The 16023-nt window shown below is 70.2% G+C and carries 11 protein-coding genes and 1 pseudogene; 8 read left to right on the forward strand and 4 right to left on the reverse strand.

The window, feature by feature from the left end; genetic code table 11:
* Positions 1–59: 59 nt before the first annotated feature.
* On the reverse strand, positions 60–1481 hold the full coding sequence (merA, locus tag ABIH81_RS29905; protein WP_349878190.1) for a mercury(II) reductase: 1422 nt from the start codon (positions 1479–1481) through the stop codon (positions 60–62).
* Between the two features lie 97 nt (positions 1482–1578).
* On the opposite strand from merA, the gene ABIH81_RS29910 reads away from it, so the two are divergent.
* Complete coding sequence (locus ABIH81_RS29910) at positions 1579–1959, forward strand: metalloregulator ArsR/SmtB family transcription factor (RefSeq protein ID WP_349878191.1); 381 nt, start codon at positions 1579–1581, stop codon at positions 1957–1959.
* Positions 1960–2135: 176 nt separating this feature from the next.
* On the opposite strand, the pseudogene ABIH81_RS29915 reads toward ABIH81_RS29910, so the two are convergent.
* Positions 2136–2628: pseudogene (locus ABIH81_RS29915) on the reverse strand (transposase); the annotation flags it as partial.
* A gap of 328 nt (positions 2629–2956) precedes the next feature.
* On the opposite strand from ABIH81_RS29915, the gene ABIH81_RS29920 reads away from it, so the two are divergent.
* Genes ABIH81_RS29920 through ABIH81_RS29930 form a run of 3 tightly spaced genes read left to right on the forward strand, consistent with a single transcriptional unit; the run spans position 2957 to position 5892 of the window.
* Positions 2957–3295, forward strand: coding sequence for an SCP2 sterol-binding domain-containing protein (locus ABIH81_RS29920; protein ID WP_349878192.1), 339 nt, complete (start codon positions 2957–2959; stop codon positions 3293–3295).
* Positions 3292–5361 (forward strand): glycogen debranching N-terminal domain-containing protein, encoded by a 2070-nt coding sequence (locus ABIH81_RS29925; RefSeq protein ID WP_349878193.1) that lies wholly within the window; start codon positions 3292–3294, stop codon positions 5359–5361. The genes ABIH81_RS29920 and ABIH81_RS29925 overlap by 4 nt, the downstream gene beginning before the upstream one ends.
* Before the next feature lie 36 nt (positions 5362–5397).
* Complete coding sequence (locus ABIH81_RS29930) at positions 5398–5892, forward strand: DUF892 family protein (RefSeq protein WP_349878194.1); 495 nt, start codon at positions 5398–5400, stop codon at positions 5890–5892.
* Positions 5893–6869: 977 nt separating this feature from the next.
* Here the strand turns inward: ABIH81_RS29930 and ABIH81_RS29935 are convergent.
* Complete coding sequence (locus ABIH81_RS29935) at positions 6870–8909, reverse strand: recombinase family protein (protein ID WP_328853271.1); 2040 nt, start codon at positions 8907–8909, stop codon at positions 6870–6872.
* Positions 8906–9334, reverse strand: a complete 429-nt coding sequence (locus ABIH81_RS29940) for a DUF5372 family protein (protein WP_349878195.1) — start codon at positions 9332–9334, stop codon at positions 8906–8908. The genes ABIH81_RS29935 and ABIH81_RS29940 overlap by 4 nt, the downstream gene beginning before the upstream one ends.
* Here ABIH81_RS29940 and ABIH81_RS29945 point away from each other — a divergent pair.
* From ABIH81_RS29945 to ABIH81_RS29960, 4 genes are all read left to right on the forward strand, one after another.
* On the forward strand, positions 9292–10257 hold the full coding sequence (locus tag ABIH81_RS29945; RefSeq protein ID WP_349878196.1) for a PrgI family protein: 966 nt from the start codon (positions 9292–9294) through the stop codon (positions 10255–10257). The genes ABIH81_RS29940 and ABIH81_RS29945 overlap by 43 nt on opposite strands.
* A gap of 65 nt (positions 10258–10322) precedes the next feature.
* The gene (locus ABIH81_RS29950; protein ID WP_349881242.1) at positions 10323–12095 is read left to right on the forward strand and encodes an ATP-binding protein; all 1773 of its coding nucleotides are present in this window, start codon (positions 10323–10325) and stop codon (positions 12093–12095) included.
* On the forward strand, positions 12092–14608 hold the full coding sequence (locus ABIH81_RS29955; RefSeq protein WP_349878197.1) for a DUF87 domain-containing protein: 2517 nt from the start codon (positions 12092–12094) through the stop codon (positions 14606–14608). The genes ABIH81_RS29950 and ABIH81_RS29955 overlap by 4 nt, the downstream gene beginning before the upstream one ends.
* Before the next feature lie 356 nt (positions 14609–14964).
* Complete coding sequence (locus tag ABIH81_RS29960) at positions 14965–15780, forward strand: replication-relaxation family protein (RefSeq protein WP_349881243.1); 816 nt, start codon at positions 14965–14967, stop codon at positions 15778–15780.
* Positions 15781–16023 lie beyond the last annotated feature (243 nt).

A 16023-nucleotide genomic window follows, 5' to 3' on the forward strand; every position in this document is an offset into this window, starting at 1 on the left:
ATGTCGTGGGCGTGCAGGAGGGCGCCGAATTCGGCAGTGCCGCTGTCCCAGGCGGGCGGTCAGGAGGCGCAGCAGGACAGCTTGGCCACGTCGCGGGTGAAGGTTTGGGCGGCGAGTTTCAGGCCTTCGGCCATGGTGAGGTAGGGGCACCAGGTGTCGGCCATCTGCGCCACGGTCATGCCGGCTTGCACCGCGTAGACGGCGGCGGCGATGACGTCACCGGCGTTGTCTGCTAGGACGTGCACTCCCCGGATGCGGCCGCTGCCGCGCTCGGCGACGATCTTGATGAGGCCGCGGGTGTCGCGGTTGACGATCGCTCGTGGCACGTAGTCCAGGGGCAGGACGCGGCATTCGCAGTCCAGGCCCTGCTCGGCGGCTTGGGCGTCGGTGAGCCCGACTGAGGCGATCGCTGGGGTGGTGAAGGTGACCCGCGGCAGGTGGGTGTAGTCCATGCTGCGGTCGGCGTCGTCGAAGGCGTTGTCCACGATCAGGGCGCCGTGTGCGCCCGCCACGTACACGAACTGCGGATGCCCCGTGACGTCGCCGGCGGCCCAGATGCGCCGGTTGCTGGTGCATAGGTGCTCGTCGACGATGATCTCGCCCCGCCGGCCGACCGTGACCCCCACCTGGTCGAGGTTCAGGCCCCGGGTGAGGGGGCGGCGGCCGGTGGCGACCAGCAGCTGCTCGGCGGCCAACTCCAGGGTGCCGGTACTGGTGGTGAGGGTGAGTGAGTAGCCGGCGGCCTTGCGGGCGACGGCGGTGACGGTGGCGCCGGTGTGCACGGTGATGTCCTCGTCGGCGAACACGCCCTCGATGGCCGTCGAGATTTCCGGCTCCTCGAACGGCGCGAGCCGGTCCACGGTCTCCACGACGGTGACCCGTGTGCCGAGGCGGGCGAACAGTTGTGCTTGTTCCAGGCCGATCGCGTTGCCGCCGATGACGATCATCGACTCGGGAAGCCGGTCGAGGTCCATCGCCGTGGTGGAGGTCAGGTAGCCGGCGTCGGCGAGCCCGGCGATCGGCGGCGTCCACGGCGCCGATCCGGTGGCCACCACGTAGTGCGTGGCCTCGATCGCGCGGGTGCCCCCGTCGGCCTGTTCCACCGCCAGGCGCGGCTGGTCAGGGTCGCCGGTGAAGCGGGCCGTGCCGGCCAGGATCTGCCAGCCGTACTCGGCGGCCAGATCCACGTACTTGTCCGCGCGCATCGTCTCGACCATGCCGCGTTTGCCGGCGATCAGCGCCGCGAAGTCCACCACCGGTTCCGCCGGCCGCAGGCCGGGAAACCGGCCGGCGGCGAGCGCGGTGTGCCGGGCGTCGGCCGCGGCCAGCAGCGCCTTCGACGGCACACAGCCGGTGTTCACGCACGTGCCGCCGACCGTGCCCTGCTCGACCATCACCACCGACAGGTCACGTCGTCGGGCCGCGATGGCCGCCGCGAACGCCCCACCGCCGGAGCCCACGATCGCCAGGTCGTACGCCATGACCCCTGTCCTCCACCCCGCTCAGCCGAGCCCTGTTACCCAGATGGGAAGATGCTACGCTCCCATCTTGATATCCGGATGAATAGGGGATTGGTTGGTGGGTCAGGATTCCCGCGGCCGGATCATCCTGCTGCCCGACGAGGCAGGCGGGGTGGAGATGGTCGCCAAGTTCTTCCGCGCCCTGGGTGACCCGACCCGGCTGCGGCTGCTGGAGTTCCTCCTCCACGACGAGCACACCGTCGGCGAGTGCGTCGCCCACGTCGGCCTGGCCCAGGGCCGGGTCTCCACCCACCTGGCCTGCCTGGCCGACTGCGGCTACGTCACCGCCCGCCGCGACGGCCGACGCACCTTCTACACCGCCACCGACCCCCGCGTCGCCGACCTCATCCTGCAAGCCCGCTCCCTCGCGGCCGACAACGCCGCCGCCCTGGCCGCCTGCATACGCATCACCCCCAGCCCCGAAGACGGCACCCGATGACGATACGCAACCGGCCCTCCGCCGCCCCGACGGCCGCAGCCGCCGGCGGCGTGGCCGCCATGGCCGCCTGCTGCACCACCCACCTACTCATCCTTACCGGAGTCCTCGGCGGGATCGGCGGGTTCATCCAGGGCGGTGTCGCCCTCGGCGCCGGTGCCGCAGTCGCCGCCGCAGTGGCCATTGAGCGTGTCGAAGATCGCTTCGATCCACTGGCGCACGTGTAGCAGGCGCTGTTCGGTGGGACTCACGGCGGGGGTCGGATGTCCTTGCGGGCGGGGCGGACCAGGTGGGCATTGAGGTCGTCGAGGAACGCCTCGAACGCCTGACCGGCGAAGCCCCGGTCGGCCAGGATTACCTGGCCGGACTGGACGAGGTGGTGATCGACTTCCAGCAGGGCCCTGGTCACCTCGCGTTCGTCGAGTTTCGGGTGGCCAGGCACCAGCTCACCGGCATGCCCTCGACGGTCGTGACCAGATACAGGTGCATGCCCCAGAAGTAGCGGGAGTGGGAGGCGCAGTAGCCGTAGCCGGCGTCGCCTGCCAGGTCGCAACGTTTGGCGGTCTCGCGGGAGGCTCCGCAGGGCACGGGCGTGGAGTCGATCAGTCGCAGGGCCGGTACCCCGGTCGGGGTGTTGGCGGCCAGGTGCCGGATCACTGTGGCGCCCAAAAGTTCGCGTGTCGGCTTCACTGTGAACCACCCGTACTCGTGCGGGTGGACGCACATCGGGTCGGCGCGCTAACGAGTGAATCACCACAGTTGCGGGGACGGGACCGTTAGCGAGACAGCCCCGGGCATACGCACGGGTGTTGTTGACGGGGCTGAGGCTCGATTCGTGTCGTGTGGGTTCGGCGTTCGTCCGGGTGGTGGCTCGTGTCGCGCCTACGATGGGGTCATGTCGCCCTCGGGACGGGAGCTCACGCGGGAGCGGGAGACGTTTTTCCGGTCTCTGTCGTCGCGGGCGGGGCGGGTGCTTCCCTGCTGGGTCGCCGGAGTGGTGTTGATCAAGGTGGAGGTGGGTGACGGCGGGGAGTTCTGGCGGGTGGCGATGCGTGACCGGGGTGTCGTCGTGGACAGGGGCAGCGAGCCGGCCGATGCCACGGTGGTGCTGTCGGCTGGCCTGTTCCACGACTTGATCACGGGTGGTGATCAGTTGATCGCCGCGTTGCTGCGTAACGAGGCGACGGTGGTGGGGGAAGTCGCGCTGTTGTTGGTGTTGAGGCGGTTTTTTCCCTCCGCGCCAGGGTCGGGTGACCCGAGGGACGTGGTCGGTGGCAGTCGTTGGCGGGAGCGGATGGACGAGACCATCGCCCGCAGCACACCAGCGGAGCGGGCATGAAGCCGTTGGTCAACATTCTTGACGGCAACACGTTTCTGGTCAGCGACCGGCAGGGGGATGTGGATCCCTCGCCGGCCTTTCCCACGGGCTTGTTCTCCTACGACACCCGCTTCTTGTCCACCTGGCAGTTGACCATCAACGGTGGCCGGCTCACCGCATTGTCAGTGGATGACCTGCAGTACTACGAGAGCCGGTTCTTCCTCGTGCCCGGTGAGCCGACCCACTACGTGGACACCGACATCTCCGTGATCCGTCACCGCACGATCGGCGGGAGCTTCGATGAGGATCTCGCGGTGCTCAACGAGGGCAACGAGCCGGCGGAACTGGTGGTCAGGGTCGAGATGGGCGCGGATTTCGCGGACTTGTTCGAGATCAAGAACCCGACCCGCAAGGTCGCGCCGGTCACCGTCACCGTCCGCGACGGCCTGCTGTGTTTCACCTACCGTCGGGGCAGCTTCGAACGCCAGACGGTGGTGTCTAGCAGCGTGGCCGGCGATGTCGATGAGCACGGCATGACTTTCCGGATTCAGGTTCCCGCGCACGCGGAGTGGCGCACCCGTTTCCATGTGGCGACGAACATCCTGGGCGCGCAGGGGCGGGACTTCCGGGACAGCCTGCGGCTGCACCGTCCCCGGTCCGCGGCGCAGATCGCCGAGGCGCTGACCAGATGGCTGGACGCCACACCGCGGCTGGTTAGCGACAGCGAGACGCTCACGTCCACCTACCGTCGAAGCCTCACGGACCTCGCCGCGTTGCGGTACACCTCGGTCAGCACCGCCACTCACCTGGTCGCCGCTGGCCTGCCGTGGTTCATGACCCTGTTCGGCCGCGACAGCATGTTCACCTGCCTGCAGTCCCTGCCCTTCCTGCCGCGTCTCACGCCGCCGACCATCACCGCGCTGGCACTGGCCCAAGGGTCCCGTTTCGATGACTTCCGCGACGAGGAGCCCGGCAAGATCCTGCACGAACTGCGCTACGGAGAGTCAGCGGGCTTCGCAGAACAACCGCACTCGCCCTACTTCGGCTCCGCCGACTCGACGATGCTGTTCGTGATCCTCCTCGACGAGTACCACCGGTGGACCGGCGACGACACACTTCCGAAACGGTTCGAGATGGAGGCCCGCGCGGCACTCGACTGGATCGACACCTACGGCGACCTGCTCGGCACCGGATACGTGTGGTACCAGACGCGCAACCCCGAGACAGGATTGCAGAATCAGTGCTGGAAGGACTCCTGGGACTCGATCTCCTACGCCGACGGCCGGCTGCCCGCCTTCCCGAGAGCCACCTGCGAGTTGCAGGGGTACGCCTACGACGCGAAGATGCGCGGCGCCCGGCTCGCCCGGCTGCTGTGGGACGATCCCGCCTACGCGCAGCGGCTGGAACACGAGGCGGCCGAGCTCAAGGACCGGTTCAACCGCGACTTCTGGGTCGGCGACGGACGGTACTACGCCCTGGCCCTGGACGCCGAGGGCGGGCAGGTCGATGCCCTGTCCTCCAACATCGGGCATCTGCTCTGGAGCGGCATCGTCGACCAGCAGCGGGCCGCCGACATTGTCGGCCACCTGCTCGGGCCGCGGCTGTTCTCCGGCTGGGGAATCCGTACCCTCGCCACCGGCAACGGCCGCTACAACCACCTCGGATACCACGTCGGGACGGTATGGCCGTTCGACAACTCGATCATCGCCTGGGGCCTGTGGCGGTACGGGTTCCGGGAGGAAGCCGCCATCGTCTGCCAGGCGATGCTCGACGCCGCCCGATACTTCGAAGGCCGCCTTCCGGAGGCGTTCGCCGGATACGATCGGAAGCGAACGAAGTACCCCGTGCAGTACCCCACCGCCTGCAGCCCGCAGGCGTGGTCCGCCGGAACGCCGCTGCTGCTCATACGGGTGATGCTCGGCCTGCAACCCCACGGTGACCATCTCGTCGTCGACCCGGCGCTCCCCGACAGCATCAACCGCATCGAACTGCTGGACATCCCCGGCCGGTGGGGAGTCGTCGACGCCCTCGGCCGCCGACGACCGGACACCAACCACAACGAACGAGACAGCGCCTCCCGCAGCTGATGAAAGGGCCGGCACCGGCCAAAGGAGGGTGAAGCGGTGGAGACCGCCAACGAGATCTTCTTCTACGAGCTCGCGGCCATGCAGGACCTGGAACACCAGGCGCGTTCCATTCTCGGTCTCCTGATCGGCACCCGCATCCAGGACAGCACGCTCAAACGCATCATCGAGGACATGGCCGACGCCAGCGAGCGCCACTCCGATCGGATGGACGCCTGCCTGCGCCACCTCGGCACCGCACCCCTGCACACCCGATCCGCGCCCATCCGCGGAGTCCAGGACGATTTCCAAGTCTTCCTCCGCACCCCCCACAACGACGCCGTCCGTGACCTGTTCGCTCTCAACGCCGCTCAACGCATCACCAAGCTCGCCATCGCCGGCTACGAACACCTCACCGACTGGGCCACCGCCATCGCCGCCGCGACCTGCATCCAGTGCCTCCTCAAGAACCTCATCGAAAAGACGGAAACCTCACAACAGCTGAGAAAACTCAACCAAACCCTCAGCGAACAACTCCTCGCCACCACCACGTGAACCGTCCACGACCGACCGTGACGCCGACGGATGCGTCAAGCGCACCTTGAACGGCATGCCAACCTGCCCCGCGTGTTCGCCCGCCCAGCGAACATGGAAAAGGCGGTGCTATCCGCGTCGGCCGACCCGGCTCAACGTGACATCCGGCGGTTCAAGGGGTGGTGCCATCGATGAGTGGGTCCGCTTCGTCGCGTGAAGCCACCTGATAGGGCAGAGCAGTGTCGACGCCGAGTGCCCGTCCGTAGTAGCGGTAGCGGACCAGCACCGCGCGCGGAGATGCGTCAAGAACTACTCCGGGCTGCCATGCATTGCGGTACACCCAAACCGGCTTCCCAGGACAGTAGGCACCAGCGTGGGCTATCTCGGTAGAGGAGCCTTCGGGAGGCGCAGTCGGCGCGGCCATCACGCCCAGCGTTGTCGACGAAGGCCGTACCGGGTATCGGTAATCCGTCGATCTGCGAGTGGGCCGGACGGTGCGTCCAGTCCGCCGGATGGTGGAGGATGGTCCGGTCCGGTGCCTGCGCAACCGCCCCCACCGGCCGGCCGAGCAGGTCGCGCCGACGGGATGTGCTGACGTGCGCGGCGTCGCATCCGACCCCCGCGGGGGTGTTCGAGGCGCGAAGGATCTCTGGAACTCCAGTCCCAGGTAGACCAGCTCGGCCAGACTTTAGATGATTGAGTCCGAAGTTCGGGCTGGTCAATGGTCGTACGCGATACCCTTCGCCGCGTCCGAGTCAAGCCCACGCTGCCGTACAGACTTCGGACTCAATCATCTAGTGGCGTCCGATGCGGGTCGTCGACGGCTGCCCGATGGTGAGCAGAACGGCAGAGTACGTACGAGGAACGCGATCTCGTAGGCCAGGGTCGAGCCGCAGGGGCCTGCGTGAGCAGCCGTACGGCGATGGCGTCGGCCATTGGGTCGAGATGTTCCAGGCCGCGACGAGCCTGGGCGTGACACACCCGGCCCCGCGCACGAGCTAGCTGCCGGCATCGCCGGTGGCGGCCACGGGCGGGTTCGGCTTGAGCCGGAACGAGCCCGCGACCTTCTTCCGGTAGACCTCCTGCGTCGCGGAGTCCCAGGGGATGCACCAGCGTCTCGCGCGGCTGTGGGCGGGGACCTGCCCGTGGCGCAGCCAGTTGTAGATCGCGTCGGCGGGGATGCCCAGCAGCTGGGCGGCCTGTTTGACGCTGATCTCCCCGTCCCGCACGGCCATCGTCCGCGACGTGAAGATCTTGTAGATGCCGCGCACCCCCGCGACGTGGCGAGGGGTGAAGCGCAGGTTCTTGCCGGTCCGCAGGCCGGCGTCGTTGAGCATCTTGGCGATCTGCACGTTGCTGTGGGTGGCACCATGCTTGCGGATGATCTCCAGTGCCTCGGGCGGAGTGCGGCCGGGCCCGCGCCGTTGCACGACGAGCTCGTCGGTGGCGCCGGTGTGCCAGCGCACGCCGATCCGAACGATGTCGGAATCCTGCTCTAGCAGGAGCGTGACGTCGGCGATCAGCGTGCGTAGCAGGCGCTTGCGGTCACGTGGACTGGTGGTCGGCGCATCCCACAGCCGGGGCAAATCGGCGGCCAGGGCGCGCAGTGCGTCGTGGTCCGGCACCGGCGGTTTGACCGCGCGGGCGGTCGCCAGCGCGGCCTCCGCCTCGGCGAGAGCGGCGAGTTTGGCCTCCCACCGCGACTCCAATGTCTTTGCCACCAAACGGTTTTCCGGCTCGACCTGGCCGAAGGCGCGTTCGGCGCGGTCGGCCTCGTAGCGGGCCCGTTCCACGGCCAGTTCAGCGGCCCTGTGGGTGCGCACCTGCCGGTCGGCGACCTCATCCGCGGCGGCTAACGCGACCTGGATCTGTTGCGGGGTCACGGTTTTCAGCAGCAACGCGGCGACCGCGTCGTCGACGGTGTCGGCGATGACGGTCCGGCAGCCGGCGGTGGGCTCGGCACACAGGTAGGTCACCTTGCTGTCCTTGCGGCTGCAGCGGGTCCCGACCCGCCCTCCGCAGGTACCACACAGGATGATGCCCTGACACAGGGCGGTGCCTTCCCGCACCGGCCGGGCCCCGCGCCCGGTGTTGTTCGCCGCGAGCTTGGCCTCCGTGGCCAGGAACTCCGCCCAGGTCACATACCCCTCGTGGTGATCCTGAATCAGGACCGCCCAGTCTTCTCGTGCCCGGCGTCGGCGGGTGGAGCGCACCGTGCCGTCGGGCAGCACCCGCCGTACTTCGCGGGTCTTGCCGAAGGTGTAGACACCGGCATAGGTCGGGTTCTTCAGCGCCTGCGCTACCCGAGCGTGGGTGAGCTTGCCCCACTTGATCGTCCCCGCCCACGCCCCGGCCCAGGCCCGCTGCGGGAACAACCGCCCCGTTTCGTGGAACGCGCGGACAGTCTTCAACGCCGAGCCCGTCCGCTGGAACTCCGCGAACAGGTCCTCCACGGCGCGGCGGACCTGCTCGTCGGGGTCTTTGACGATCTGGCCGTCCTCGTCGTAGACGTACCCGACCGGCAACGGATGGCGCAGCTCTCCACGGTGCGCCGCGGCCACCTTCGCCCCGTGCAACCGACCGAGCAGGAAGTGCAGCTCGATCTCCGACATCTGGCCCTTGAGGCCCAGCAGAATCCGGTCGTTGACGTTGGCCAGGTCGTACACGCCGTCGGTGTCGATCAGCAGCGTGTCGGTCAGCCGCGCCAGCTCCATCAACCTCGTCAGGTCGGCGTTCGAGCGGCCCAGCCGGGACACCTCCAGGCCGAACACCGCGCCGACCTCCCCCATGCACAACCGGGCCACGATCTCCCGGTAGCCCTCCCGCTCGGACCCGAACCGCCCGGACACGCCCAGGTCGGCGTCGACGATGACGATCTGCTCGGCCAGCCACCCGAGCTCGGCGGCGGTCGACGCCAGCGCGTACTGGCGCTGCGTCGACTCGGTGTTCTGCCGCACCTGCGCCGACGTCGACTGCCGCACATAGACGATCGCCAGCCGGGACAGGTGACTCGCCGTGATCTTCGAGGTCGGGTTCATCGCCGGCTCCGTGCAGCAGCGACTCGACCATGTTCGCCACGACCATCACGGCCTGGCGAACGTCCCACCCGCTCAACTGTCCCCCTTCCCGGCCCACTTGGTCTGCCATCACACCCATCACTGTCAGGAGCCTGTTCATGGGAATCCGTCACCACCGACGCTGGATCGATCTTGTCGATCAGCGCCCGCGCCGCCGACAAACCCTCCACCGCCAGCCGATCCGACGACGCCGGCACACCACGGTCGGTCCAGTCCTGCGCCACCGTGATGCGCCGCCTCCCCTCGACCTCACACACGAAGAACAGACCATGCCGCCTGCGCTGCGTAAACAGCACAACCAGGCTCTGCCCCCTCAACGGATGGAAAGGATGAGTGATCACCAATGAGTCCGAAACCCGACGCAACTGACGGGCTGTATGGGGCACGGGTTCCCGCCGACGTGGACGCGCCGGACAAGGTGCTCTACGGGCTGACGTTCCGGCAACTCGCGATCGTGGCGGTGGCCGCCGTCGTCTTCTACGGCGGCGGGAAGGCCCTGCACACCGTCGTGCCCGCACCGGTGCTGCTCGGCGCGGGCGTCGTGCTCGGCGGCCTGGTGTTCGGCCTCGCTGTCAGCCGCCGCGACGGACTGCCCATGGACGTGTGGCTGGCCTGCGCGGTACGGCACTGGCGGGCGCCGCGCGCGTTGTCCACCACCGACACCACCGCCAAGACACCCGACTGGGTGCAGGCCCCGGCGTCGAAGGTGACACTGCCGGCGCCGCTGAGGTTGCCGGCCGACGCCATCGACGACCGCGGGGAGATCAGCCTCGGAGCGGTGAAGGCGGCGATCGTCGCGGCGACCAGCGTCAACCTCGCGTTGCGTACCGCTGACGAGCAGGCTGCCCTGGTCGACACGTTCGGCCGGTGGCTCAACAGCCTGTCCACGCCGACGCAGATCGTGGTGTCGGCGCAGCCGGTCGACCTGCACTCCGCCGCCCACACCCTGGCCCAGGCGGCGGACGCCATGCCGCACCCGGCTCTCGCAGACGCGGCGGCCGACCACGCCCGGTTCCTCGACGACCTCGCGCAGCGGCGGGATCCGTTGCGCCGGCAGGTCCTCATCGTCACCCGCACCACCAGCGGCGAACGGGGAGAGCACGCGGCCCGGCGCCGCGCCGACCAGACGGTCCGGGCGCTGTCCGGGCTGGGCGTCACCACCCGCGCGTTGGACGGCCACGCCGCGACCGCTGCCCTGGCCGCCGCCGCCGACCCGTACCGGCCGTCCCGCCCCGGCGGACTCGCCGCACCCCACACCACCATCACCGGCCCTCCGGCCAGGAGGCCACGCACCAGGAGGACATCGTGATCTCCGTCAGGCGCCGACGCGCCCCGCACGACGACAACCCCAGCGCCAGCCCGCCGTCCGCAGGACTGGCGGCGGCGGTGGCACCTGCTTCGGTGGAGGTCACGCCCCGGTTCCTGCGAGTCGGAGACGGCTACGCCGCCACGCTGGTGGTGACCGGGTATCCGGCCGAGGTCGGGCCGGCGTGGCTGGAGCCGCTGCTGTCCTGGCCGGGCCGCCTCGACCTCGCGTTGTACGTCGACCCGATCCCCGCGCCGGTGGCGGCGTCCCGGCTGCGCAACCAGCGCGCCCGGTTCGAGTCGTCCCGGCGGGCCGATGCCGAGAAGGGGAAGTTGGCCGATCCGTCCGTGGAGGCCGCCGCCGACGACGCGGCCGACCTCGCCGAGCGCCTGGCACGGGGGGCGGCGAAGCTGTTTCGCGTCGGCCTGTACCTGACTGTGCACGCCCGCACCGAAGCCGAACTCCTCGACGCGTGTGCGCAGGTGAAGGCCGCGGCCGCGTCGACCCTGATCGAGGTGCAGCCCGCGACGTGGCGGCACCTGCCCGGCTGGACCACCACCCTGCCGCTTGCGACTGACAGTCTGCAGATGCGCCGCACCATGGACACCCAAGCTCTGGCGGCCGCGTTCCCTCTCGCCAGCGCGGATCTGCCCGCGCCGCTGCCCGGCGACCCCGCTACCACCGGCGGGGTGCTGTACGGGGTCAACCCGGACTCCCAGGGCATCGTCTGGTGGGACCGGTGGGCGCAGGAGAACCACAACAGCGTGGTCCTGGCCCGCTCCGGCGCCGGCAAGTCCTACTTCGTGAAACTCGACGTGCTCCGCAACCTGTATCAGGGAGTGCAGGTCGCCGTCGTCGACCCCGAGGACGAATACCTGCGCCTTGCCGACGCGGTCGGCGGCACCATCGTGCGGCTCGGTGCACCCGGCGTGAAGATGAACCCCCTGGATCTGCCGGCCGGCGACGGCCGTCCGGACGTGCTCACCCGCCGCGGCCTGTTCCTGCACACCCTCATCGCGGTGCTGCTGGGGCAGGTGCCGCCGCCCGCCGAGCGCGCTGCCCTGGACCGGGCGATCCTGCAGGTGTACCGGCAGGCGGGCATCACCGCCGACCCGGCCACCCACCACCGGCCCGCGCCCCTGCTGAAGGATCTGGCCGCGACACTGCGGGCCGACGACAACCCGGCCGCCCACGAGCTGGCCGCCCGGCTGGCGCCGTGGGTGGCCGGGTCGTTCTCCGACCTGTTCGACTCACCGACCACGACCCGCCCGGACGGGCACCTCGTGGTCTGGAGCCTGCGGCACCTGCCGGACGAACTGCGCACCGTCGGCACCCTGCTCGCGCTGGACGAGATCTGGCGGCAGGTCGACCTCCCACCTCAGTATCGGCGGCGGTCCCGCGAAGGATCCCGCCCGCAGGGCCGGCGGCTGGTGGTGGTGGATGAGGCGTGGCTGCTGATGCGCGACGGCGAGGGCGCCCGGTTCCTGTTCAAGATGAGCAAGGCCGGCCGCAAGCGCAACGCCGGCCTGTCGGTCATCACCCAGGACGTCGCCGACGTGCTCGGCACCGACCTCGGCCACGCCGTCGTGTCGAATGCGGCCACGCAGGTGCTGCTCAAGCAGGCCCCGCAGGCCATCGACCAGGTCGCTGACGCGTTCGGCCTGACCGCGGGCGAGCGGCGGATGCTGCTGTCGGCCCGGGTCGGGCACGGTCTGCTGATTTCCGGCACGAACCGGACCGCGTTCGAGTCGATCTCCTCGCAGGCCGAACATGTTCTCGCGACCACGACGCCGTCCGACCTCGCCGACCTCGACTCCGACGACGCAGAGGAGGACCTGTGACACCACTGCGTGCCCTGTCGCCGACCCCGGCGCCCAGTCCTTCCGGGCCGGGCGCCGGAGTCATTCTGCCGCCGGAAGCGCCCACGCGCTGGGTTCTGCACGCCGCCGATTGGGCGGTGGACCGGCCGTGGCTGGTCGGCGTCGCCGCCGCCCTGCTGGTGGCCTATGTCGCCGGGCGCAACCTGGTCGATGGGTGGCGGCACCGCCGCCACGCCGACCGGGCCCGCCTCGTCACGGTCGCCCCACCGCCGGAGGTCGACCCGCACAGCGCCGCCGCGCTGTGGGCGAACCTGCACGGCACGCTCGCCCCGTCCCGCCGGCGCCGGCTGCTGTACGGCAGCCCGCACGTGGTGTGGCAGTACACGTGGATCGGCCGTCGGCTACTGATCTCGATCTGGGTTCCCGGGAGCGTGCCGGCCCGGGCGGTTGAGGCTGCTGTGCGGGCCGCGTGGCCCGGCGCCGCCTGCGCCACCGACGACCCGGCGCCGCCGCCGATCCCACTGGACGTGCCGGCCGCCGTCGGGGGGCAGCTGCTGCCGGCGGCTGCCGAGTGGTTGCCGTTGCGGACGGATCACGACAACGATCCGCTGCGGGCGCTGATGGCCGCGGGGTCGCAGCTCAAGCCGGACGAGTACGCCTGCGTGCAGGTCCTCGCCCGGCCCGCCACCGCACGCCGGGGTGCGCGGGCCCGCCGCGCGGCGGGCCGGCTGCGTGACGGCAAGACCGCCGTGCCGGTCGGGAATCCCGCGGCGCCGCTGCTGTGGCTCATCGAGGTCTTCCAGGCGGGATCCTCCGCGCGCAGCCGGGCCGGGTCGGCGGGTGCGGCGCCCCGGAGAGACCCGGGGGTGGAGCGGGACGTGCGGGCGATCCTCGACAAGACCAATCACCCGTTGTGGACGATCGGCGTCCGCTACGCCGTCGCGAAGAACAATCACCGCGGCGGCTCCCGGCCGCAGGCCAGATTGCAGGGCATCGCGGACGCGGTGGCCTCGTCGTTCGCCGTGTACGCCGGCCGCAACCGGCTCACGCGGCGGGCGCGCATGGGGCGGCCGGTGGCCGTGCTGGCCGCACGGCGGCTTGGAGCCGGGTTCCTGGCCTGCACCCCCGAGCTGGCCGTGCTGGCCGCCCTGCCGCGGGATCTGGCCGTGCCGGGGCTGGATCGGGCGCGGGCGAAGTCCATGCCCGCCCCCGTGGCGGTGCCGGCCGGCGGCCGAGGCACGAAGGTCCTCGGCGACGCCGAAGTCGGTGGCCACTCGGTGGCCCTGCCCGTCGCCGATGCGAGGTATCACCTGCATGTGGTCGGCTCGACGGGCTCCGGGAAGACGACCCTGCTGGTCAACATGGCCGTCGACGACATCAAAGCCGGGCGGGGCACCGTGGTCATCGACCCGCACGGCGACATGGTCCTCGACATCCTGGACCGGCTCCCCGCGAGCGTCGCCGGGCGGGTGGTGCTGTTCGACCCCGACCAGCCCAACCCGCCGACCCTCAACCCGCTGTCCGGCACCGACCCGGACCTGGTCGTGGACAACCTCGTGTCGATCTTCGGGAATATCTTCGCCAAGGCGTGGGGGCCGCGGATGGACGACGTCATGCGGGTGGCCTGCCTGACTCTGCTGCGGCACGCCAACGTCACCCTCCAGCACATCCCGCCCCTGCTCAACTCGGCGCAGTTCCGGTCGGCGATGACCGTCGGCCTGGACGACCCGGCCGGCCTGTCCGGGTTCTGGCAGTGGTACGACCAGCTCAACCCGGCCCTGCGCTCCCAGGTCATCGGGCCCGTCCTCGCGAGGTTGCGGGCGTTCCTGCTGCGCGACTTCGTCAAGCGCACAATGCGCTACCCCCGCTCCAGCTTCGACATGGGCGAGGTCCTCGACGGTGGTGCCCTCCTCGTCAGAATCCCGAAAGGGCAGCTCGGTGAGGATACGAGCAAGCTGCTCGGCTCTCTCGTGCTGGCGCAGGTGTGGCAGGCCGCGACCGCCCGCGCCGCCGTGCCGGCGGACAAGCGCCGGGACGCCACGTTGATCATCGACGAGTGTCAGAACTTCCTGACCCTCGCCAACAGTCTCGACTCGATGCTGGCGGAGGCGCGCAAGTACCGGCTGTCGATGGTCCTCGCGCACCAGGACCTGGCCCAGTTCCCGAAGGACCTCCTGGCTGCGGCGTCGGCGAACGCCCGGAACAAGCTGTACTTCTCCGTCGCCCCGGAGGACGCCCGCGTCCTGGCGAGGCACACCCTGCCCGAACTCGACGAGCACGACCTGACCCACCTGGACGCCTACACCGCCGTCGGCCGCCTGGTCGTCGGCGGGCGGCAGACGCCGGCGTTCACCCTCAAGACCCGGCCGCCGAAGCCGGTCGTGGGCGAGGCGACAGCAATCCGGCAGGCCGCCGCCGAGGCGGTGCCGGCGCAGGACACCAGCGCGATCGACCAGCTCGTCGACCGATTCTCGGCCCGACCCGACGACACCCGCCGGTCCCGGAGCAAGGCCGGCCCGGCGGCCGACGCGTGAACCGCGGCCCGGGGTGAGATCGACAGATCGGTCGACGTCGGTCGACGAGCCAGGTCAGCCCTTTCCGTGAGGGCTTCACCAGTCCTTCACCACCGATCACCAGGCGGCACTGACGGATCGGGCCGTGCCTGTCTGTCAGTGCCGCTCGTCGGCGGTCACCCGCTGAGGTGGGCGTCCCGCCGAACCCCGACACCCTCCCTCGGAGGGACTCCCTCTCCCCGCTTGGAGCGTCCACCATGCCTGCCAACACCTCCGGTTCCCGTTCGTCGTCGGCCTCATCGTCGCCTGCCCGCGCGTTGTCTCGCCGGGCTCGTCTCGACCGGCTGCGTCGCCTCACCGCCCGCGATCACCACCTGCTGCGCTGGCTCGCCGAGCACTATGTGCTGTCCACCGACCAGATCGCGGCGGCCCTGTTCCCCTCCCGTCGCTCCGCCCGGCTTCGCCTGGCCCGGCTGCATCAGATGGAGGCGGTCAGCCGGTTCGTCGACGTCACCACTGGCAGCGGCCAGTACCTCTACACCCTCGGCCCGCTCGGCGTCGTGGTCTATCCGAGCGCGTTCAACGACCCCAACCGGGCCGACGTTCGCGCCCCCCGTTCCAGCGTCGAGCGCACCGAACGCATCATCGGCAGCCGCAAGCTGCGCCACCTTCTAGGCACCAACCAGCTGTTCATCGACCTGGCCGCCTACTCCCGCGGCGACGGCAACGCGACGTTGGCCCGCTGGTGGTCCGAACAGCACGCCACCGCGGTGTTCGCCCGCTCCGGTATCCAGCCCGACGGGCACGGCGTGTGGGCGGCCGGCGGCCGGGAGGTCGGGTTCTTCCTCGAACACGACAACGGCACCGAACCCCTCGGCACGGTGCTGCGCAAGCTGCGCGGCTACGAGCAGCTCGCCGCCTACGGGCCGCGGTACCCGGTGCTTCTCCGCGTTCCCGGCCGCCGCCGCGAGCAGCACCTCCTCGACGCCCTCGCCGGAGTGCCCACCGCCATGCCCATCGCCACCGGGATCCACAGCGAACACCCCGCCGGACCCGCCTGGACCCTCACCACCGGCCCCGGCCTGCGCCGCTGGCTGCACGAACTGCCGTCCGACCATGGCCCGGACAACCCGGCCACCAACCCGCACCGCTTCCCCGACGACGACCCCGGCGGCCTCGACCCGGATCGGTGAGACCTGCCCTCGCCCCGAGGGGGTGCGTCCTGTCCACCGGTCGAGGGCGGTTGTGAGACCGGCCAGATCTCACAGTCTCCGGCTGCAGGCCAGAGCAGAACCATGGATGCGTCTGACAGTGCAGGTCAATCCCACTGCTGACGATCATGGCGGCGGCGGGCACTGACAGATGCGGCCGCTACCTTCATCGGCACCACCTTCACCTCTATATCGCTCCACCCGGTCGGGTTCCACCTCGGGAAC

It is taken from the genome of Micromonospora sp. HUAS YX12 (genome assembly GCF_040215685.1).
GTDB classification, from domain to species: Bacteria; Actinomycetota; Actinomycetes; order Mycobacteriales; family Micromonosporaceae; genus Micromonospora; species Micromonospora tulbaghiae.